At 66.9% G+C, this 19,503-nt stretch carries 15 protein-coding genes; 7 read left to right on the top strand and 8 right to left on the bottom strand.

All coding sequences use genetic code 11. From position 1 onward, the window contains the following. Positions 1 to 3: 3 nt before the first annotated feature. The 4 genes from rho to ABEA24_RS41200 all read right to left on the bottom strand — a co-directional run bounded on the left by rho (position 4) and on the right by ABEA24_RS41200 (position 3,602). A complete protein-coding gene (rho, locus tag ABEA24_RS41215; protein ID WP_345438890.1) occupies positions 4 to 1,803 on the bottom strand; it encodes a transcription termination factor Rho in 1,800 nt (599 codons plus the stop codon). A gap of 178 nt (positions 1,804 to 1,981) precedes the next feature. After that, complete coding sequence (locus ABEA24_RS41210; RefSeq protein WP_345438888.1) at positions 1,982 to 2,338, bottom strand: SH3 domain-containing protein; 357 nt, start codon at positions 2,336 to 2,338, stop codon at positions 1,982 to 1,984. 203 nt (positions 2,339 to 2,541) lie between these two features. Continuing rightward, a complete protein-coding gene (locus ABEA24_RS41205) occupies positions 2,542 to 2,955 on the bottom strand; it encodes a hypothetical protein (RefSeq protein ID WP_345438886.1) in 414 nt (137 codons plus the stop codon). Positions 2,956 to 3,011: 56 nt separating this feature from the next. Beyond that, positions 3,012 to 3,602, bottom strand: a complete 591-nt coding sequence (locus ABEA24_RS41200; protein WP_345438884.1) for an ATP-binding protein — start codon at positions 3,600 to 3,602, stop codon at positions 3,012 to 3,014. 349 nt (positions 3,603 to 3,951) lie between these two features. On the opposite strand from ABEA24_RS41200, the gene ABEA24_RS41195 reads away from it, so the two are divergent. Then, the gene (locus tag ABEA24_RS41195) at positions 3,952 to 5,646 is read left to right on the top strand and encodes an SWIM zinc finger family protein (protein WP_345438882.1); all 1,695 of its coding nucleotides are present in this window, start codon (positions 3,952 to 3,954) and stop codon (positions 5,644 to 5,646) included. A 640-nt stretch (positions 5,647 to 6,286) separates the two neighbouring features. Further along, a complete protein-coding gene (locus ABEA24_RS41190) occupies positions 6,287 to 8,710 on the top strand; it encodes a lamin tail domain-containing protein (protein ID WP_345438880.1) in 2,424 nt (807 codons plus the stop codon). A gap of 199 nt (positions 8,711 to 8,909) precedes the next feature. Here the strand turns inward: ABEA24_RS41190 and ABEA24_RS41185 are convergent, their stop codons facing one another. After that, positions 8,910 to 10,919, bottom strand: coding sequence for a hypothetical protein (locus ABEA24_RS41185; RefSeq protein ID WP_345438878.1), 2,010 nt, complete (start codon positions 10,917 to 10,919; stop codon positions 8,910 to 8,912). Positions 10,920 to 11,164: 245 nt separating this feature from the next. On the opposite strand from ABEA24_RS41185, the gene ABEA24_RS41180 reads away from it, so the two are divergent. Further along, on the top strand, positions 11,165 to 11,290 hold the full coding sequence (locus ABEA24_RS41180; RefSeq protein WP_345438876.1) for a hypothetical protein: 126 nt from the start codon (positions 11,165 to 11,167) through the stop codon (positions 11,288 to 11,290). 103 nt (positions 11,291 to 11,393) lie between these two features. Here the strand turns inward: ABEA24_RS41180 and ABEA24_RS41175 are convergent, their stop codons facing one another. Then, positions 11,394 to 12,989, bottom strand: a complete 1,596-nt coding sequence (locus ABEA24_RS41175) for a phosphodiester glycosidase family protein (protein ID WP_345438874.1) — start codon at positions 12,987 to 12,989, stop codon at positions 11,394 to 11,396. A 308-nt stretch (positions 12,990 to 13,297) separates the two neighbouring features. Between ABEA24_RS41175 and ABEA24_RS41170 the strand changes: the two genes are divergently transcribed. Continuing rightward, a complete protein-coding gene (locus tag ABEA24_RS41170) occupies positions 13,298 to 14,494 on the top strand; it encodes a phosphorothioated DNA-binding restriction endonuclease family protein (RefSeq protein ID WP_345438872.1) in 1,197 nt (398 codons plus the stop codon). A 15-nt stretch (positions 14,495 to 14,509) separates the two neighbouring features. Here ABEA24_RS41170 and ABEA24_RS41165 read toward each other — a convergent pair whose 3' ends face one another. Then, on the bottom strand, positions 14,510 to 14,680 hold the full coding sequence (locus tag ABEA24_RS41165) for a hypothetical protein (protein WP_345438870.1): 171 nt from the start codon (positions 14,678 to 14,680) through the stop codon (positions 14,510 to 14,512). Then, positions 14,677 to 15,219: an ATP-binding protein gene (locus ABEA24_RS41160; RefSeq protein WP_345438868.1), complete on the bottom strand. Its 543-nt coding sequence runs from the start codon at positions 15,217 to 15,219 to the stop codon at positions 14,677 to 14,679. The genes ABEA24_RS41165 and ABEA24_RS41160 overlap by 4 nt, the downstream gene beginning before the upstream one ends. 315 nt (positions 15,220 to 15,534) lie before the next feature. Here ABEA24_RS41160 and ABEA24_RS41155 point away from each other — a divergent pair, with 315 nt between their 5' ends. The 3 genes from ABEA24_RS41155 (at position 15,535) to ABEA24_RS41150 (ending at position 19,333) form a co-directional block, all read left to right on the top strand. Next, positions 15,535 to 16,401: a helix-turn-helix domain-containing protein gene (locus tag ABEA24_RS41155; protein ID WP_345438866.1), complete on the top strand. Its 867-nt coding sequence runs from the start codon at positions 15,535 to 15,537 to the stop codon at positions 16,399 to 16,401. A 10-nt stretch (positions 16,402 to 16,411) separates the two neighbouring features. Continuing rightward, a complete protein-coding gene (locus ABEA24_RS53830) occupies positions 16,412 to 16,579 on the top strand; it encodes a DUF397 domain-containing protein (protein ID WP_425551298.1) in 168 nt (55 codons plus the stop codon). Between the two features lie 2,148 nt (positions 16,580 to 18,727). Next, complete coding sequence (locus ABEA24_RS41150) at positions 18,728 to 19,333, top strand: restriction endonuclease (protein WP_345438864.1); 606 nt, start codon at positions 18,728 to 18,730, stop codon at positions 19,331 to 19,333. The last annotated feature ends 170 nt before the right edge of the window (positions 19,334 to 19,503 follow it).

Raw genomic sequence — 19,503 nt, 5'->3', positions numbered from 1 at the left:
CGGTCATCCACCGGAGGTCGTCTTGGCGACCTGCAGCAGGAACTCGGCGTTGGTCTTGGTCTCCGCCAGCTTGCCGAGCAGTAGGTCGATGGCCTGCCGCCGGTCCATCCTCCTGAGGATTTCGCGCAGGCGCGAGACGATGGCGTACTCCTCGGTACCCAGCAGGATCTGCTCCTGCTGGGTACCAGAGGCGTTGACGTCCACCGCGGGGAAGATCCGGTGGTGGGCCAGGTCGCGGTCCAGCCGGAGGCGCATGCCGGCGAGCCGACCGAGTTCCTCGGCGATGGTCTCATCCACGCGGGAGCCCGTCTCGACCAACGCGGTGGCCATGATGGTCAGTGAGCCGCCGTCCTCGATGTTCCTGGCGGCGCTGAACAACGCCTTGGGCGGGTGCAGCGCGATCGGGTCGAGCCCGCCCGGCAGGACCCGGTCGGAGGCCGGAGCCGCCAGGTTGTAGGCCGTGGTCAGACGGGTGATCGAATCGAGCAGCACAACGATGTCGTGTCCCCACTCGACCAGGCGCTTCGCCCGCTCAAGGGCGAGCTCGACGACGGCGATGTGGTCTCCGGCCGGGCGGTCGGAGGTCGAGGAGATGACCTCGCCCCTGATCGACCGCTGCAGGTCGGTGACCGTCTCCGGTGGCTCGTCGACCAGGATGACCATCACGTGGCACTCGGGGTTGTTGCGGCCGATCGCATCGGCGATGGTCCGCAGAAGCGTCGTCCGGCCCGCTTTCGGCGGGGCCAGGATCAGTCCGCGCTGGCCCTTGCCGATCGGGCTGATCAGGTCGACGATCCGGGTGGTGAAAAGGCCCGGGTCGGTCTCCAGACGCAATCGCTCCTGCGGGTACAGAGGGGTCAGTCTGGAGAACTCGGGGCGGCTCATCGCCTCGTCGGGGTCCATCCCGGTGACCGCGTCCACCTGCACCAGCGGCTTGAACTTCTCAAGCCGCTCGCCCTCGCGCGGCAGCCGAACGGCGCCGGCGACGACGTCACCTTTGCGCAGGCGGTGCTTGCGGACCTGAGACAAGGAGACGTACACATCCTGGGAACCTGCCAGGTAGCCCGAGGTCCGCACGAAGGCGTAGTTCTCGAAAATGTCGAGTATCCCGGAGATGGGGACGAACCAATCGTCCTCGCTGATCACCGGGTCGGCGTCGGCGGCGCGGCCGAAACGGCGACGCCGCGGAGCGGCCGCGGCCGCCGGCTCCGCGTCGGGCACGGCTTCGGCGGGCGTCGGCGCGCCTTCCGGAGCCGCCTCTGTGGCCGCGCCGCCTGTGTCGGGCTCCGGCTCCCCCTGCGGCGGCGCCTCATTCCCCGGGCCTGCCGCGGTCTCCGGCGCGGACTCCTCCGCCGCCGCCCAGGACCGATCTCCGGCGGGCGCGTAGAGGCTCATGACCTCGTCCGCCACCGCATGGGCGCCAACGGCGCGCAGCAGCAGCTCCATCGTTTCCAGGGCACGGCGGACCTCGCTCGCGGCGAAAGGTTCGTTGTGCGCCCAACGGTTCCTGGTTTCGCGCAGCTCACCGGCGTAGGACCGGGCCGACCGAAGTAGCGCACCATCGAAGACCTGCCACCGGAACACCAGCATGCGCAGCTGCAGCGCGGGGTCGGTTATCGCCAGCCGGCGCGCATGGCCGAACCGGGCGCGATCCTCGGCTTCCAAGGCGGTCAGCCAGTCCTGGCCATCGACGGCGCTCATGCGCTCATCCACGAAGGGGCCCAGCCCCTCCGCGAGCAGCTGAAAGCCCCTGCCGAGCAACTCAGAGCCTCCGCCGACCGACTCCGGGTTCGATGCAGCCACTGTCCCCTCCGCCCCATCCCGGAGTACGCGCGAAGCGTCCGGAGCCACCGGTTGGCCGGCAGCGCTCAAACGCTAACAACTCTGGTCAATAACGACCATCAACGCTTCGAACGAAGGGGACCCCGACGGTTAGACGAATCGCTAACCGCCGGGGTCCCCTTTAGAGACGACGAGCGGATCAGACCCTCTTCAGGTAAGAGGAGTAGACCCATCCCCACTTACCGGTGTTGGCCCCGCTGGTCACCTTGCCGTAGGTCCAGACCTTGTCGCTGACGCCGATGCCGTACGACGGGTCGTACTTGCACGTGCCGTAGAACTTGGTCCCTGTGGTGAGGAGGCCCAGGGAGGTGTAGGAGGTGCTGGGTCCTTTGCGCAGGCGGACGGAGGTGGTCGTCTTGTACGTCGCGTCTTTGATGTTGACGGTGCAGGTAGAGGATCCCGCAGCGTTCGCAGCGGAGGCCGTGGCGACCACTCCGCCGAGAGCGACCACGCCGGCAACGACCGCCGTCACGGCGCTCTTCTTGTACTTGTTCATGCCTTCTTCCAAGAATCGATTGGCACGTTCCAAGGGAACCTAACATCCGAAAAGTTCGCCTTGATCAGCGCCCCCCGATCTTTCGGAACCGACTCCTGGCGTCACTCGTCTCGCTGACGCGAGCCAGCACCGCGATAGGGAATCTGATAAGCGCCCTGAACCAGAGGGGCCCATAAGTCCGGTTCGAGGGCAGAGCCGCCGGTTCAGCGGCGGCCGAGTGGGCAGTGCCCGTCCTGGTCCCGGTTCGGGCAGCACACCACGACCAGGTCGACGTAGTTCCCGCCAGTGAGCCACCAGACCCAGACGACGTCGTTGCCCCGCCGGAGGGTGCCGAGGGCGGTTGCGGCCATGGTTCGTACGGTCGGCGCGTGCCGTCGCAGCTCCGGGTGGGCGATCGACGGCTCGATCTCGGCGTACTGCCGCTCCAGCCAGGCGACCGCCTCCGCCGGGTCGTCCCAGGTGCCCTTGATGAAGCGGGCGGGCTTGGCCAGCCACGCGGCCGTACGCTCAGGCGGGACCGGCGAGGTCTCGAACCCGACCCCGCCCGGCGACCGAACGGCGTCGTACGGCCGGATGGCCTCACCGGGTCCCTGGTAGCCGTACGCGTGAAAGTGCACGCGGCTCCCTCCCATGGGCGCGGCCCGGGACGATGCTCGAGGCCGCCATCCTTCGCTCACCGCCGGCCCGTCTCGACGACGGCGACGAGCACGCATGCCTCACCGTCCTCGCCCGTGTAGCCGCCGCACCGTGTCGCCTTGATCCACGTCACGCCGCTGAGCTGGTCTTCCATGGCTTCACCTCCCTCCAGCCGTGGCGTGGGACACCGGCTCCGGGCGGGAGAGGATGTTGCGAGCCGCCGCGAAGACGGCGTGACCGTACGACCCTGGTCGTTGCCGTGCCAGCCCCAGCTGTCGGCGAGGAGCGCGACCGTACGCAGACCGCGCCCGCACTCGGCGAGTTCGTCCGCGTCGGCGACCGTCGGCTCGGCGGGCCCGCCCTGGTCGGTCACGGAGATCTCCGTACGGCCGGCGGCTTGGTAGACGTCGATGGCGAAGGAGCCGCCCTGCCCGGAGCGGGTGTGCCGTAATGCGTTCGCCACGAGCTCGCCGGCGGCCAGCAGGACCTCATCCCGCCGAGGTCGTTCGGGCAGGAGCGTGGCGACGAACGCCCGTACGGCGTGGGCCTGGTCGGGGCGGCCGGGGAACACCGCCCGCCAGTACATGACCGGCGCGACGACGGCCGGCTCCGAGAGCGGGAGAAGCATGGACACCTCGTGGGGTGGTCGATCGGCGGCGTACCGCCGGAGTGCTTCTCAGCTCACAGGAGGCGCATGCTCCATCGCAGTTGGTAGGCGGAGGTGGGTGCCCGGAACCACGATTCGCACGCGAGGCCGCAGCACGTCATCGCTCGGCGAGCACCACGCCAGGGCGTCACCGGGCCGAACGTTCGGCCGTCGGCCCGTCCCGCCGCGACCGCCGAGGGTTCTCGTGGTCAGAACCCCGAGAACCCTCGGCAGGAGTATCGCCCTCCCATGCTCGGCCCAGGAGATCCTCGCCCGCCGGTGCCGGTCGTTCCGCTGTCGGAATCGACCGCATTCGGTTTGATGGTGCCCCATGGTCAGCGTTTCAGCGTTCTCGGAGGGCGATCTGCTCGCTCTGGCGGGTGAACGGTCGTTCGCCAGGGCTCAGGGATACCTCGACGCGGTCGCCGATCTGGAGGTGACCGCGACCGGCGTCACCGCCACCGTGTACGGCGGAGACGAGTACGAGGTCACCTTGACCGTCCACTCCGGCAAGGGCCTGTCCGGAGCATGCGACTGCCCGTACGGAATGGAAGGTGCCTTCTGCAAGCACTGCGTCGCAGTGGGCCTGGTCGTACTGAGGCAGCGCCTTGACCTCGGTAGGGCACGAGCCGCCGCGACCAGTAGTGGTCGGCGGTTGGACGCCTGGCTGGAGGCGCTGCCCCGTGATCGGCTGCTCGCCCTCCTGCGCGAACAGATCGCCGAGGATCGCAACCTGCGCCGCCGCCTCGAGGTGCGGGCCACCGCCGAGCAGGCGGGGGCCGACATCGACCTCGCCGCCTTGCGCGCTCAGATCATGAGACTGCTCGACACGGCGCCGTTCGGCCGGTACGGCTACGTCGAGTACGGGGACGCGGGCGCCTATGCCGCGCAGGTCGAGGAGGCGGCGGCCGCGCTGCGTTCGCTGACCACCGCCGGAAACGCGTCTTACGCCATGACGCTGGCCCGGGAGGCGATCGAGCACCTCGGCAAGGTGTACGGGCAGATCGACGACTCCGACGGCGCGCTCGGCAAGGCCGCCGACGCCCTGGCGGAGGCCCACCGGGAGGCCTGCGCCGCCGCCGACCTCGACCCGGTGCAGACCGCCGAGTGGCTGGCGACCCACATGCTCGGCGAATGGTCGCACGTGCCGGAGTTCGATCTCGGTGACTACTGGGCCCTGCTGGGCGACGCCGGACGGGCCAGGTTCGCCGAACGGGTCGTCGAGGCGTCGCGACGTGACCCGTCCGGCTGGGCCCCGAAGTATCTCAAGCAGCAGATCGCGCGAGCCCAGGGTGATGTGGACGCGTTGGTCGCCGCACTCGCGGCCGACCTCGACCCGGTCGGCAGGACGCATCTGGCCATCGCCCAAGAACTCGACCGCGCGGGACGCAGTGCCGAGGCCCTGGAGTGGGCCGAGCGCGGGCTGCGCGACACGGAACGGCAGCCCTGGATCGAAGACCGGCTGGCGGACTATGTCGTCGACCGGTACCAGCAGGAGGGTCGGCTCGCCGACGTGGTCGCCGTACGGAGGGAACGGTTCCGCTCGTCACCTTCACTCGATGACTACCGGAAGCTGCGTGACGCGGCCCGGACCGCCGGCTGCTGGGACACCGAACGCGCGGCCGCCCTGGACCTGCTCAGTGAACGTACGTCGCCGCACGACGCGGAGCCGTACCACGGCGGATCGCTGCTGGTCGATGTGCTGATCGACGACGGGGAGGTCGACGCCGCGTGGCGGGCCGCTGAGGGGCGGGCGAACGAACGGCAGTGGCTGGCCCTCGCCGATCTCGTACGGGGCGAACGCCCGGCCGACGCATTGGAGGTGTACCGGCGCGCAGTCGAGCTGCGCACGCAGCGCACCGGGGACGGCAACTACCGCGAGGTCGCGCGGATCCTTCTCCTGGCCCGCGATTGCCACCGCCAGTTGGGCGCCGATGAAGAGTTCACCGCGTACCTCGCCGCCCTGCACACCGCTCAGAAACGCAAGCGGAATCTGATGAAAATCCTGGATCAGCATGGTCTCTAGGGCGATCGTCCAAGACCATTGCGACGGACGCTCTTCGGCCTCGTCGACGTACTTGCCGACGAGGCGCCGCGACTCGGCTTTCGCGGCGCGGGTGACCGGTGGCTCAAGCGCTTTGCGGAGCTCCGGCTCGTATCCGCTCGTCATGAATTCCGCACCCGACAAGCCGTCGGCCTGCCCCTGAGCCGCCTCGTCGACGGTCGAGCGAGGCCGTGACCGGTGGTAGTCGCGAATCTGACGGATCGCCACGGCCGACCGGCGAGGACCTGAAGGAGACCGGCTGCCCGCGCGCAGGGCTCGAAGGACCGTTCCCTGCACGATGTCGTCGACGTCCGGATGGCCGTTCGCCGACCCGATATGGCGAAGCGCGCCAGCCACTTGCGGCCACGCCGTAGGGTCCGTAGCCGAGCCGCCGATCCCCGTGACGTCGATTTGGTGGAACCAGGCACCGGCCATTTCCGTGACCGCCCGATCACTTTACGTTCGACGGTTACCGTGCTGATCCTCCGGCCGGAGACTCTCGCTCGTGCGCACCGGCAAGAGTCGACGACCCGTTCGCGAAAAATACGCTCGCCCGCCATTTCCTCGCGGCCACCTCACCACCATTATGGTGGCCGACACAAAACGGTCATCGGAGGATCTATTGCGCGCCCATGTCTTGTCCGGGCTTACGAGGGCGACCGCGGGAGTCGCCGTCGGCGGCCTGGCGCTCGCCACGCTGGTCGCCGCCGGCGACTCACCGGCGTCCGCCACACCGGCGACGTCCGTAGTGGTCAATGAGGTGTACGGCGGCGGGGGGAACTCCGGCGCCACCTACACCAACGACTTCGTCGAGCTCACCAACCGGAGCGACGCGGCCGTCAGCCTGGACGGCTGGTCGGTCCAGTACCACTCCGGTGGAGCGACCGGCTCCTGGCAGGTCACCCCGCTGAGCGGCTCGATCGCGCCGGGCGGCTTCTACCTCGTCGGTGAGGCGAAGGGCGCGGGCGGTACGCAGGCGCTGCCGGCGACGCAGGCCACCGGGACCATCGCGATGTCCGCCACCGCCGGCACGATCGCCCTGGTCCACGGCACCGCGGCGCTGACGTGCGCGGACTCGGCAGCGTGCCAGAGCGCCTCGGTCGACCTCGTCGGCTTCGGCACCGCGGCGCTCAACGAGACGGCACCGGCGGCGGGTGCGTCCAACACCGCCTCCGTACAGCGAAGCGGCAAGCCGGACAGCGACGACAACTCCGCCGACTTCAGCGCCGGCGACCCGACGCCCGGCGCCGCGAACGCAGGGAGTGGAGGCGGCGGTGGCGGCGGTGAGCCCGGTCCGCTGCGCATCCACGACGTCCAGGGTGCCAACTGGCTCTCGCCGCACGACAGCGAGAAGGTCACCAACGTGCCCGGCGTCGTCACCGCGATCCGGTCGGCGGGCAGCAGCAAGGGCTACTGGATCCAGGACCCGACGCCGGACGCGAGCCCGGCCACCAGCGAGGGCGTCTTCGTCTACAGTTCCTCGCCGGGCGTGGCGGTGGGCGACTCCGTGCTCGTGTCGGGCACCGTCAAGGACTACTACCCGCTGTCCAGCGGCGACACGGTCCAGAAGACCTCCAACCTGTCGGTGACCGAGATCAGCGGCTCCACCGCGTCCGTGCTCTCCCACGGCAACGCGCTGCCGCCGGCCGAGATCATCAAGCCGGACACGGTCCCCGCCACGTACGCCCCCGACCTCGGCGGGGCCAACATCGAGGCGACGCCGATCGACCCGGCCCGCTCGGCCCTCGACTTCTGGGAGTCGCGCGAGGGCATGCGGGTGGAGGTCGACGACGCCCGGGTGGTCGGTCCGTCCAACAGCTACGGTGAGCAGTTCGTCACCACCAAGCCGGCGCAGGCGACGACGTACCGCGGCGGCACGGAACTCCTCGGCGAGAACGCCGTGCCCTCCGGCCGCATCGAGGTCGTGCCCACGGACGGCAGCAACCCCGGCGTCTCGGTCGGCGACGTCCTCCAGGGCGCGACGGCGGGCCCGGTCGACTACTCCCAGTTCGGCGGCTACACAATCGCCGCGACCCAGGTCGGCACGGCGCAGCACAAGAACCTGCCGCCCGTCGTCGCCACCCCGCAGAGTCGCAAGCAGCTCGCGGTCGCGACGTACAACGTCGAGAACCTCGCGCCCGGCGACTCCGCCACGAAGTACGCACGGCTCGCCCAGGGAGTCGTGACCAACCTCGCCAAGCCCGACATCGTCGCGGTCGAGGAAGTACAGGACAACAGCGGCGCGACCGACGACGGCGTGGTCGCGGCCGACCAGACGCTGACCAAGCTGACCGCGGCAATCGTCGCGGCGGGCGGCCCGAAGTACGCCTGGCGCGAGATCGACCCGGTCAACGACAAGGACGGCGGTCAGCCGGGCGGCAACATCCGGGTGGTGTTCCTGTTCAACCCGGCGCGCGTGTCCTTCGTCGACCGGGGCTCGTCGTCGGTCGACCGCTCGACCACCCCGACGTCCGTCGAGAAGCTCAAGGGCAAGCCCGCTCTGAGCCTGTCGCCGGGCCGGATCGACCCGGCGAACACGGCCTGGGACTCCAGCCGCAAGCCGCTCGCGGGCGAGTTCCGGTTCCGGAACAAGCCGGTGTTCGTCGTCGCGAACCACTTCGCTTCCAAGCTCGGCGACCAGAACGCGGACGGCCGCTACCAGTACCCGGCGCAGTCGTCGGCGGTGCAGCGCGCGGCGCAGGCGACGGAGGTGCACGCCTTCGTCCAGCGGATCCTGAAGGTGGACAAGAAGTCCGACGTGGTCGTGCTCGGTGACCTGAACGACTACCAGTTCAGCCCCGCGCTCGCAGCGCTGACGACCGGGTCCACCAGCGGGCACGGCAGGCCGATCCTGACCGACCTGATCGGCACGCTTCCGGAGAACGAGAGGTATACGTACGTCTACGACGGAATCTCGGAGGTGCTCGACCACATCCTGGTGACCCCGCGCACGCACGGCGTGCAGTACCAGGTGGTCCACGTCAACGCCGAGTACACGAACCAGACGAGCGACCACGACCCCCAGGTCGTACGCCTGAAGCCGTGAGCATGTCGGCCTCGTAACGCACGCGGCGGTCACCTCGGCTCCTCGGCCGGGGTGACCGCCGCTGCCACTGCTCTTCGGTCGACTCGACATCCACCCCGCGCACGGTCGGCGCGCGGCGACCCCCGCTCCGCGGCGTCAGAGCCTCCCCCTATCCCGGGGTGGTTCACGCTTCACCGCCCCGCAGGGCCGCGGGAGAGCGTCATCGTGGCCGGTCCCCAGCGTGCCCATTGCCGAGGGGAGTGGTGTGCCGTCGCTGCCTTCGTGTGCGGTGCAGGCCGAGGATGAGGACGAGGACGAACATCAGGAAGAGGGCCAGAGCGAGGCCGGTGGCGACGTGCCAGTGGCTGGCCTTGGACGCGAGCCGCTTGCCCCGGGCGCTGCCGGTCTGCTGATCTACGGCGATGGAACGCGTGGTCAGGACGACGTCGTTGCCGTCGCCGCCCCGGTAGCTGATGTGCAGCTTTCGTCCGGCGACGGTGAGGGACGTGCCCTCGGGCAGACCGCGGAACGAGCCCGAAACCGGTTGCGTGCCGGTCGTGTCGACGAGGGTGACCTGGCGCGCGGTCCTGGAGACGGTGCCCGGGGCGATCACGAGGTTGCCGTGCACGGCGACCCGGCCGGTGACCGTCAGAGGAAGGCGGCCGAGCTTGAGTGTGCTGCCCGCCGCCTGGCTGAGGCCGGTGAAGGTCTGCTTTCCGGCGCGGGTGAGGTCGAGGCCGGCGCCGGGCTTTGTCAGCGCCACCCCGCTGCTGTTTGCGAGCGTGCCGCCGCGCAAGGCCAGTGTGCCGCCCGCGACCGTGGTGGCGCCGGTGTAGGTGATCCGCCCGGTCAGAGTGGTGGTGGACCTGCCCGCCTGGGTGAACGAGCCGGCGCCGCTGATACGCGACAGCGTCAGCGCGGTCTTGCTGTTCTGAACGACCAGCACACCGTTGTCGATGATCCTGTAGTACGACGACCGGGTGCGCAGGGAACCGTCGCCGCCGGGGCCGCCGGTGCCGAGCCGCAGGACGGCGCCCCGGCCGATCGTGGTGGCGCCGTCGTAGTTCTGCGGCGCGGCGAAGGTCACGTCATTACCGCGGGTGCCGGCGATGACGACGTCGCCGAGGCCCGGCGCCGAGAGGGTGTCGTGGTAAATCCCGCCCGAGATGGGCGCGCCGAGGCTCACCGGGCCGTTGTAGTCGAAGGTCAGCCGGGACCGCGTCCGGGCCTGGTGCATGTTGATATAGACCGTGTTCTTGTTGCCGGGCAGGAAGAACCGGTGATGGGTGCCGTCGCCCCACTGCACGTTCGCGCCTTCGATGTTGACACCGCGTTTGTTGTCGTTGTGCGGCACGACCCTGAAGTTCAGTGCTGGATCACTGAGCCAGGGGTTTGCATCAGAACCTCGGTCGGCCCAGCTGTAGACGCCGGTCATCACCACCATGCCACCGGGCCTGGAGTGGAAGTTGATGTCGTTGCCCCAGTTCCGCGAGTCGTAGTCGGCACCGTCCACGAGCCGCCGGCCCAGGGGCATGTCGTGAATCGCCGATCCCTGGTTCACGATCTTCCGTACGTTCGGCAGCCGCGTCATATAAGTCGTGGCGCCGAACTGAATAACGGTGCCGTTGTAGAGCACCCCGGAGAACGGATGGTCACCGGCGAGCACCAGACCGGGCCAGGTGGCGCGGCGGGCGGAGATGAAACCGGAGCCGCTCATGATCCCCAGGTGGAGCGCGCGGTGCACCGCGACGTCCAGGTGTCCGTCCACCCTGATGTTGAGATGGTTGAGCGTGAGCCCCGGCCGCTCGTCGAAGTGCCCGATGACCCCGCTCGCGCCGGGGCCCGGGCCGTACTGCAGCGTGGCCCCGCGATCGACGATCACCGCCGGCGGATCCGGGTTCGAGATCGTGGTGACGGGATGCGGCCCGCCGGAGGTGGTCACCTTCTCCCGCCGCTGAGACGGCGGGATCAGGAAGTCGCTGTCCTTGGTGAGCACGAGCGTGCCGGTTCCGGTGACGGTCAGCGTCCCCACACCGCCGATGACCCCTGAGTACGTCGTCGTACCACCGGTCAGCCGCACCACCGCGTCGCCGGCGAGGGTGACGTTCCGATCCGCGTAGATCGCGGCGGTGATGTCCGCTGGGACCGCGACCGCTCGCGCCGCGGGCGCGCCCGGAACCACCCCCAGGACGACGGCCGCCACCACGCACGCTGTCTTCGTCAGCCACATGCTCGGGAGACGTGGGCCACGGTCGCGGATAACCAGAGCGCCCCTATGATCCACATCACTCCTCGTCGGCCGCCGAGGTCTCGCTGACCCCATCCGGGCCCGGCTGCCGGCGGAGCTGAGCGAGCCCGGGTCCGCGAGCATACTGGCCACCGAGGTCGGCCTGCCCCGTCGATGAGCGCGTACCGGCCGATGCCGACCGTTCGAACGCCGACGACATCTCCGGGTTCGAGCCGGTACCGCTTCAGGTGCTCGACCACATCCTGGTGACCCCGCGCACCCACGACGTGCAGTACCAGGTGGTCCACGTCAACGCCGAGTGCACGAGCCAGGCGAGCGACCACGATCCGCAGGTCGTACAGCTGAAGCCGTGACCACGCCGACCTCGTGACGCACGCGGCGGTCACCTGGGCCTCGGTCGAGGTGACCGCCGCTTGTCACTGCTCGGTCAGTGTGAGCGTCCCGCGCTCTGCCGGATCACTGCGGGAGAACCTGCACGGTGTCGCCGACAGGGCGTTCGCCGGTCGCGTCGGACGGCTTGTTGACCAATGTGCCGTTGACCGCCATCGCCGTCGACCCTCCGCCGTCGAGGTTCAGCGCGTTCACCGCGCCGAGCCCGCGCATCAGCTCTGCGGCCTCCTGAAGTGTCGCGCCTTCACTGACACCCGGCGCGCGGCCGTCGACGGTGACGAGAATGAGCCGCCCCCGGGCGTCCGTGCCCGCGAGGGTCCGGGGCTGGCGCTGTTCCGCCCAGGCGTAGCCGAAGGACAGGTCCGCCGGATCCATGAACCCCTCCGTGGCGGCGTCGATCGCCAGGCGCCCGTCGCGTACGAGAATCGGCCCGGCGCTCACGATGCCGGTCTTGCCGGTCAACGGCACAGCCTTACCGGACGAGTCCCGGACCCGCTCGTCAACGATCAGCCGGCGCCCGACGACAGCGTGGGCCTTCAGCCACGTCGCGGCCGTCCCGATCCCCTGGAGCACCGAGCCCCCGGCCGGGACCGTACCGCCGCCGCCCGTTCCGACACTGACCACCCGGCCTCCGTGGTCGAGCACGGCCTGGGCGCCGGCCCCGGTGGGCAGGTTCGCCCCGTAGTGAGGGGTGAACAGCACGAGATCGTCGGCGCTGGTGCAGGTGAAATCCTGACGTGGGAGTTCGGTCGGTGACGCTCCCGGGCGGCCGCAGTCACGGATCTTGCCCGGCACCCGGTTGATGCCATTGACCGCGTACGACGCCGCGCCATCGCGGACACTCGCGCGCGAGACGAGGTTCGCGACGCGGCTACGGTTACCGTTGTTCTGCAGGATCAGAGCGGCCCGGTTGCCGGCGGACTGGGCGTCGAGAGTGCCACCGTAGGCGGCGAGGCCCGACTGCGTACCTTGGACGCCGTCGGCGTCAGAGGTGATGAAGAAGCCGCCGTTGACCGCCAGGACGGAGCCCGCCGCGCGAGCCTGTGCGGAGGTCGTCACCCGCCCGGCGACCGCAGCCCCGTGATCGGCGACGACGCTGCCGTGGAACCGCTTGGGGTCCACGATGCCGACGTGGACGCTCTCCCGGTCAGGCGCCTGGTCGACGTCGTAACCGGTCCATTCGACGGCCGGGTGCAGGCCGGCGGAGGTGACCGCGGTCGCCTGCTTTTGCGCGTCCGCCTGGGCGGCGAAACCGCCGACCCGCACGCGGTACCCCTCGGTGCCATGCGGAGTGTCGGAGAAGGCGGGCCACGGCACCTGCTCGGTGCGTGCGTCGATCCCGGCCGCGGCCAGCTGGGCGACGGTCTTGGCGGCCCACTGGGCGTCTCCGAGCTCCGCCCAGGTAGCGGCGCCGGTCAGCCGGTTCACGGCCGGAGCCTGCACGGTCACGGTCCACATGGGACGCGCCTGCGGTACGGAGACCGACGCGGTACGGACCTCCACCCCAGGAACGGGCGACGTGGAGGTCCACGTCACCGTGGCCGATTTCCACGGCAGCGCGTTCGCGCCCGACGGCGTAGCCGCCGTGGCCGGTCCGGCGACCGCCGTCGCGGACGCGGTGAGCAGGGCCATGCCCGCGACAACCCATCTGGAACGCGCCACCGATGACCTCCATGTAGACATAAGGGATTATTCGCCGCACAGTCGACCGCTCCGGCCCTCTCGGCGGGAAATGAACAGCCCACCACCAGGTGAACTGCCTCTTAACGCTGCAGCGGAGGATCGGCTTCGCCCCTTCGGCACGGTGCCGCAGTGAAACGCCGTCGGCCTTCGGCCGCTCGGAGGCTCCGGCCAGGAGACGGTGTCCCTGAGCGCCTTTGAAGACTCGTCCGGACCGGCATCGGCCCGCCGGGCGGTCCTGCTCTGCAGCTCGCGCCGCTTATGTCAGATATCGGGCGTACGGTGCGATCGTGGCGCTCCCCGACATCACGCGCGAAGCGGTCCTCGCCGCGATCGCCGAGTGTGACCGCATGGGGCGGGACGCTTTCCTGGACAAATACGGCTTCCGGCGCGCCCTGCGTTATCGGCTCCGGTACAACGGGACGCTCTACGATTCCAAGGCCATCGCCGGAGTCGCCCACGGATACCTGCCCGGCGAGTCTCCGCTGAGAGACTTCTCCGGCGGCATCGGTCACGCGGTCACCGCCCTGCAACGGCTCGGGTTCGAGGTGATCGACGAACATACCGCCCGTCCGACACCGCAGACCATCGACGAGGTCGTGGCGACAATCGGTGACCTACAACGAGCGCTGGTCGCCAGCAAGCCGATGCTGAAGCAGGCCGTCGTCCTGCTGTGGGCGATCGGGCGCGCCCGCGCTGGTGAGGACCGCCTTCTGAACTGGGCCGACACCGTCGCCGCTCTAACCCCGTTGCTGGACGAACACCGCCGAGACGGCGAACGCCGCCAAGGCAGATCGGACTACCCGATTGCCGCCCTTCACCACGCGGGGCTCTGGGACCTGCGCGGCCGCACCGATGTCCCACGAGCCCACGGGGACTCTGCGGTGAAGGGCTGGTTCGCCGAGCACACGCCCGACGGCGGCCTGCCGCAGTCGGTGTACACGCTCGCCCGCCGGGACGGCATCGCGAGAATCCGGCTCATCGAGGCCATCACCGCACGTTTCCTCGACGATTACGACGAGAGAGAACTCCTCACCGCTGTCGGGCTTTACGACAAGGACGTTGCGTCCGACGAGGACGCCGTCGGCAATGCGACCGACGATCCCAAAGCCGAGTACGCCCGCCGGTGCGAACTGGTCGCCCACCGGGAGGCACGCACCAATGGGCAGCGCCGGACCAGGACCGTCAACGACCCGATCCGAAACGGCCTTGCTCGAAGCGCGGTCCTGCTCCGCAGCGAAGGCCGCTGCGAGAACCCAAAGTGCGCGCAGCCCGCTCCCGACATTAACGATCGCGGAGAGCCGCTGCTGGAAGTCGACCACATCGTCCAGCTCAGCGATGGTGGCCGCGACCTGCCTCTCCAGATGATCGCCCTATGCCCGAATTGCCATCGGGTCAAGACGTACGGACGTACCCGCCACCAGCTCATCCCGGTTCTGACGCAGACGGCGCGTGACCTCCACGACCAGTGGCTCACGACCGACTGACTCGACAGAGCCCGATCACATGTCGCGCCCGTCAGTCTCGGCGAGCATCCGCCTCGCGTCGTCTACGTACTTATCGATCAGCCGACGCAACTCGGCGAGTTCGGCCTCGCGGCGCGGGTGACCAACGATCGGCAGCTCGAGAGCCTTTCGCAGCTCGGCAAGCTCTCGCTCATACTCGCTGGTCATGGCTGATCGGCCGCTAGGTCCCAAGGTCGCGTGCAAGCTGGGTCGCCGTCGGCACCGTTCGATTGCTGCCGCCCGTCGCCCTGGCTCATCGGCCGGTGAACGTCATCGGGGACTGCGCCAGACTCCTCCGCCGCGAAGATCACGGTGACGGTACGACCAGCGTCGTCACCGTGCCAGCCCCAGCTGTCGGCGAGGAGTGAGATGGTACGCAGGCCGCGCCCGGATTCAGCGAGGTCGTCGGCGTCGATGACGACCGGCTCAGCCCGCCCGCCTTCGTCAGTGACCGAGACAGCGGTGCAACCCGCGGCGTGGCGTATGTCTACGGTGAACGCTCCGTCCCGGCCCGAGTCGCTGTGCCGCAGTGCGTTTGCGACCAGTTCGCCGACCGCGAGGAGCACTTCATCGAGACGCGGACGGTCTGGAAGCAGAGCGATAACGAATTCCCGGACCACGTGGGCCTGATCCGGTCGGCCAGGAAAGGTCCGACGCCAGTACATGGTCGGCGCGGTCATGGCCGACTGGAAGAGGTCGGAAAGCATGGTCACCTCGCGAGAAGTCGTCGCCAACGACCCTCCAGGCACGTCGGCATGCTTCTCAGCACACACTGGGCTTCATCGGTGGCACAGGCGGTCAGTGACGGCTCACGCGTGGAACCGTGATTCGCACGCGTGGCTCATGAACAGCCCTTCCTCGCACGTTTCGGGCTGGTGCGTACCCGAGCCGAACGTTCCCGTCGAGCACTATCCGCGCCCTCAACCAGGCGAGGCATCCAATGATTCCGGAGCGTGTTCAAAAGACACGTGCTGTAATCGAACTTCAAAGCCCCTGTGATCAACGGCCCGCGGAGGTCGACGATGAGCAGCCCGTTCGTCCGCCGCCGACGGCTCGCAGCGGAGCTGCGCGCCCTACGCGAGGCACGCAGCTTAACCGCAGATCAGCTGGCCTGCCTGATCCACCAATCGCGCATGAAGATTTCGAAGCTGGAGAACGCCCACATCCGCCCGGACCTCGCCGACGTCATGAAGATCCTCGATGTCCTCGGCGTGACGGGCGAGAAGTGGCACGAGATCGTTCGCATCGCCCGCGACGCCGCCGAACGCGGTTGGTGGGATTCATACGGCGATGCGATGGGTGACCGCCAGCGGCTGTATGCCGACATCGAGTCCGGGGCAAAGACGATCCGCGAGTACCAGCCCGGCACCATGCCCGGCATCCTGCAGACCCCGGATTACACATGGGCACTGATCGAGCACGCCAAGGCCGAAGGTCCCATCACCTATATCCCCGAACGCCTCGTCGAGGCCAGGCTCCAACGCCAACGCACCGTCCTCCGCTCAGGCGGCCCGAGGTACGAGGTGATCCTCGATGAGGTTGGCCTCCGCCGCTTCAGCGTCCCACCCGACGTCATGCACGACCAGCTCCACCACGTCATTAAGATCGTCGAAACTCAACCGCACGTGACCGTACGGGTATTTCCCCTGGTTACCGGCATGGCCACCAGCCTCATGCCTCGATCGCAGTTAATCCTCTTCACGTTCCCGGATGCCTGCGACCCTCCGATGGCGATCGCCGAAACCGTCTCCACAGACATTTTCCATACGGAGCCCAGCGAAGTATCGCGGCACCTCGGCAGGTACGAGTACGTACGAGGTACCGCGCTCTCGGAAGTAACCAGCCTCACTTTTCTCAGCGAGCTTGCCGACCAGATCCTAACGAGGTAGGACTTCGCGTATGGCCACCAACTTCACATACTGGCGCAAGTCGCGCCGAAGCGAGCCGAATGCCTCGTGCGTCGAAGTAGCCTGCGTGAGGAGGGAAACGCTGGGTAACCGCGAGGTACCTCCTGACAGGGAAGCCCATCTACACTCGCCGCTCGATAGCACTATTCCCGACCGTTAAGCTTGCAGGTCAGGCACACATCCTGCTGCACAGCCGGAAGAAGCCGGCTGAGCGAGACGGGGCTCAACGAAGGCGAGCCGACAGTCTTACGGTCCGACTCCGCCGCCAGTGGCATACCGAGCCGAGGAGGGAGCACGAGCTCTTTATGGCGCCGCTCGGCTATGTGTCACACCCTCGGACTTCTACTGTTACCTGCACAACACAGATACGGTCACGCCGGGAAGATGTCTTTTTGTGCCCGAAAGCTGGACGTCCGGCAGCGCCGGCAGCTCCATCTAACGCTTAAGCCACTAATTTGTCACTCGCACGACTGAACACCTCAAATGCCACCTTAGCCCACCCGGGTAGACGGTTACAGTATGCGCAGCACAGGCAACTCGCGATCATTCATGTTGCGCAAAATAAGGGGGCCAGGTGTCTTCGCAGGGTTTCAGACCGACCTATTCACGGATTGACGCTGCCGACCTTATCGAACATGCGCCAGTTATTCCGCATATACCCGAGAGAGTGGCCCGGCTCTCCGCTAGCATTTTCTGCTTCGTTGCATGTCTGCTACTGAGCTACGTTGGAGCAAAGGCCATCAGCGTCTGGTCGTTGATAGTTTTACTGCCAGCATCTGCGTGGGTATCGGCATCTGTAGTCGATTGGGTAAATGCTACTTTCTTGATAGAAGTAATCCATCAATTCCTGAAGTCATTTTGGCGACGACCTCCGATGATTTATAATGCACCGAGTCGTCGTGTTACTTCGGCAAGCAGCATCGTTGCGGGATCACTAGCTTTTCTCGAAAAGGAGTACAAGCAGCTCACCAGCGAACATCGCTCAGCGCATGGCAGGTCCGCCAAACCTCCCCAAGTTCCCTATCGCTTAGTGGTGGCTTCCTATGAGATAAGTGGAAATCAGCGACTCGTAGCCTTTTCTGACGGAACGTCCGCGACATGGTATCGAACAAGTAGCGTCATTGTAGCACCGATGGAGGCCAGACGGTGGCATAGCAAACGGGAAAATCAAGGAGGAGCCGCTCTAGCACTTAGCGATATAATTCACCTGATCTACAAAGAAGGACCTAGGCATAGGGTTTGCGATATCCGTACACGCCTCCATGGACACCCTGAAGCAGACATCGATCGTGCATTCAATGCCGCTAAGTGGTGGCGACTGATCCGGGAAGATGCCCATCTTGCTATTCATCTCACGGAAGCGGGACAGCATTGGCATCTCGCAACCGCAAACCACGAGGCAGCACGAATCGCAGAAAGGAAGAACATGTCGAGTCGCTCTGGCGGCGGACCACAGTTTAACATCGGAAGTCTGTCTGGGGTATTTTACTACGCAGGCCAAAATATCTCAGGCAAGCACTCTCACCACATACGACACGGCCAACCGTCCGATAGTCAACTCATTTCATGCTTGCAAGAGGTGCTCGATTCGCCGGATGTCCCATGGTCAAACCCAGAGCTTTCGGACGTGCGACAAGTGATGGAAAAGGCGATTACACAACAGAACCCACATATATTCGAGCTAAAGCAAGCGCTCATGAAATTGAGAGACGTGTGCAGTCAAGTCGCTGTAGGGGTACTTGGCAATGGCGCTTACCAGCTACTAAGCCAGTACTTTCTTTAGATCGAAATCGTCCCAGATCGCCGGATGCTCGTCGAGACAACACCACCGCTCCACACTCGCAGAGAATAGATGTAGAAGTTCAGTATGCCCTGCTGAATCGGCTCTCATGACCAGTGCGCTGGCACTCTGGCACTACGTTCGCGCCTGCACGACGATCGTCCTTCGGTCGTGCGAGTCAGGCAACGCGGCAGACGAAGACCCCACTGCGGATTTCCCCAACTCATCGGCCCCGGGCCGCTGGCGCGGCAGTTGGCGGACTTCCCACAGATCTACACAAAAGATGAGACCTCGCTACCCACGCCTGCCTGGCCGATAGCTGTCAGATCATCGCCCAACACATCTGATGAACGAGCGGCCGCGGGGCGAGGTCCACCGATTTTGGTCACGTCGGCGTAACGGTGGCCGCTACAAGACAACTAGACATGTTCGTACGCGTTGTGCTCGTATAGCATCTCCAGTACGGAGATCGGAGAGCCCCTCGTTCCGGCTACGCCGGTCCGGGTCCTGTCACTTCTGGAGATATCGGTGCCCCGCCGCAGACGGCGCAATAAAGTTAATCTTGGCTGCATTGGAGCCGTTGCAGGACTTTTCACACTAGGGATTCTCCTGCAGAGTACCGCCGGCCAAGTCTTCGTCGGCATTGGCGTGCTTGTCGGTGGCGGTTCATATACAGCTATCGCTCTAAACAAGAAGGTAAAAAAACAAGAAGCGGCGCGCCTATGGGCTATTCGTGCGCAAAGCGCGGAGACCTATCTCTTTATGACTCCAAAGGAGTTCGAGCACGCCCTTGCATACTTGTGCACGCGAGATGGCTGCCACAACGTGCGCATTGTCGGAGGTGCTGGCGACCTTGGGGCAGACGTAATCGCAACGACCCCTACCGGTGAGCGCCTAGTAATACAGGCGAAGCGCTATGCACGCAGCAATTCCGTAAAAGGCCCCGACCTGCAGAAATTTGGTGGCACCTGCTACGCGGTGCACCATGCCGATGTGGCGGCCGTGGTAACGACGTCCAGGTTTACGGCACAAGCAAAGCAATACGCAGACCACATGAATATCAGGTTGTTTGGCTGGCAGGAACTTGGGGCCTGGGCATCACGAACGGGACCGGCACCATGGATGATCGGTTAGTCACCCCCTTGCTCACCGCCGTTCGCAACGCCCTCGCCACTAGGGCCGCCAGGCTTGTGCCGGGTGGAACGTGTAGGGCTGAGGACGCCGGTGAGACCGATCTCTTGGACACCATCGTGGACGAGACGCCGGCGTCCCAGCACCGGCGGGCTTGACGCACGATCGCCCCC

Source organism: Actinoallomurus vinaceus (assembly GCF_039542055.1).
GTDB lineage: Bacteria > Actinomycetota > Actinomycetes > Streptosporangiales > Streptosporangiaceae > Actinoallomurus > Actinoallomurus vinaceus.
This window is presented reverse-complemented; position numbering and strand designations above follow the sequence as displayed.

Coding starts and splice junctions, on each gene's coding strand:
- ABEA24_RS41210 (WP_345438888.1), bottom strand. CDS start 2,338: ATGAACAAGTACAAGAAGAGCGCCGTGACGGCGGTCGTTGCCGGCGTG.
- ABEA24_RS41200 (WP_345438884.1), bottom strand. CDS start 3,602: ATGCTTCTCCCGCTCTCGGAGCCGGCCGTCGTCGCGCCGGTCATGTAC.
- ABEA24_RS41195 (WP_345438882.1), top strand. CDS start 3,952: ATGGTCAGCGTTTCAGCGTTCTCGGAGGGCGATCTGCTCGCTCTGGCG.
- ABEA24_RS41185 (WP_345438878.1), bottom strand. CDS start 10,919: ATGTGGCTGACGAAGACAGCGTGCGTGGTGGCGGCCGTCGTCCTGGGG.
- ABEA24_RS41165 (WP_345438870.1), bottom strand. CDS start 14,680: ATGACCAGCGAGTATGAGCGAGAGCTTGCCGAGCTGCGAAAGGCTCTC.
- ABEA24_RS41160 (WP_345438868.1), bottom strand. CDS start 15,219: ATGCTTTCCGACCTCTTCCAGTCGGCCATGACCGCGCCGACCATGTAC.
- ABEA24_RS41155 (WP_345438866.1), top strand. CDS start 15,535: ATGAGCAGCCCGTTCGTCCGCCGCCGACGGCTCGCAGCGGAGCTGCGC.
- ABEA24_RS53830 (WP_425551298.1), top strand. CDS start 16,412: ATGGCCACCAACTTCACATACTGGCGCAAGTCGCGCCGAAGCGAGCCG.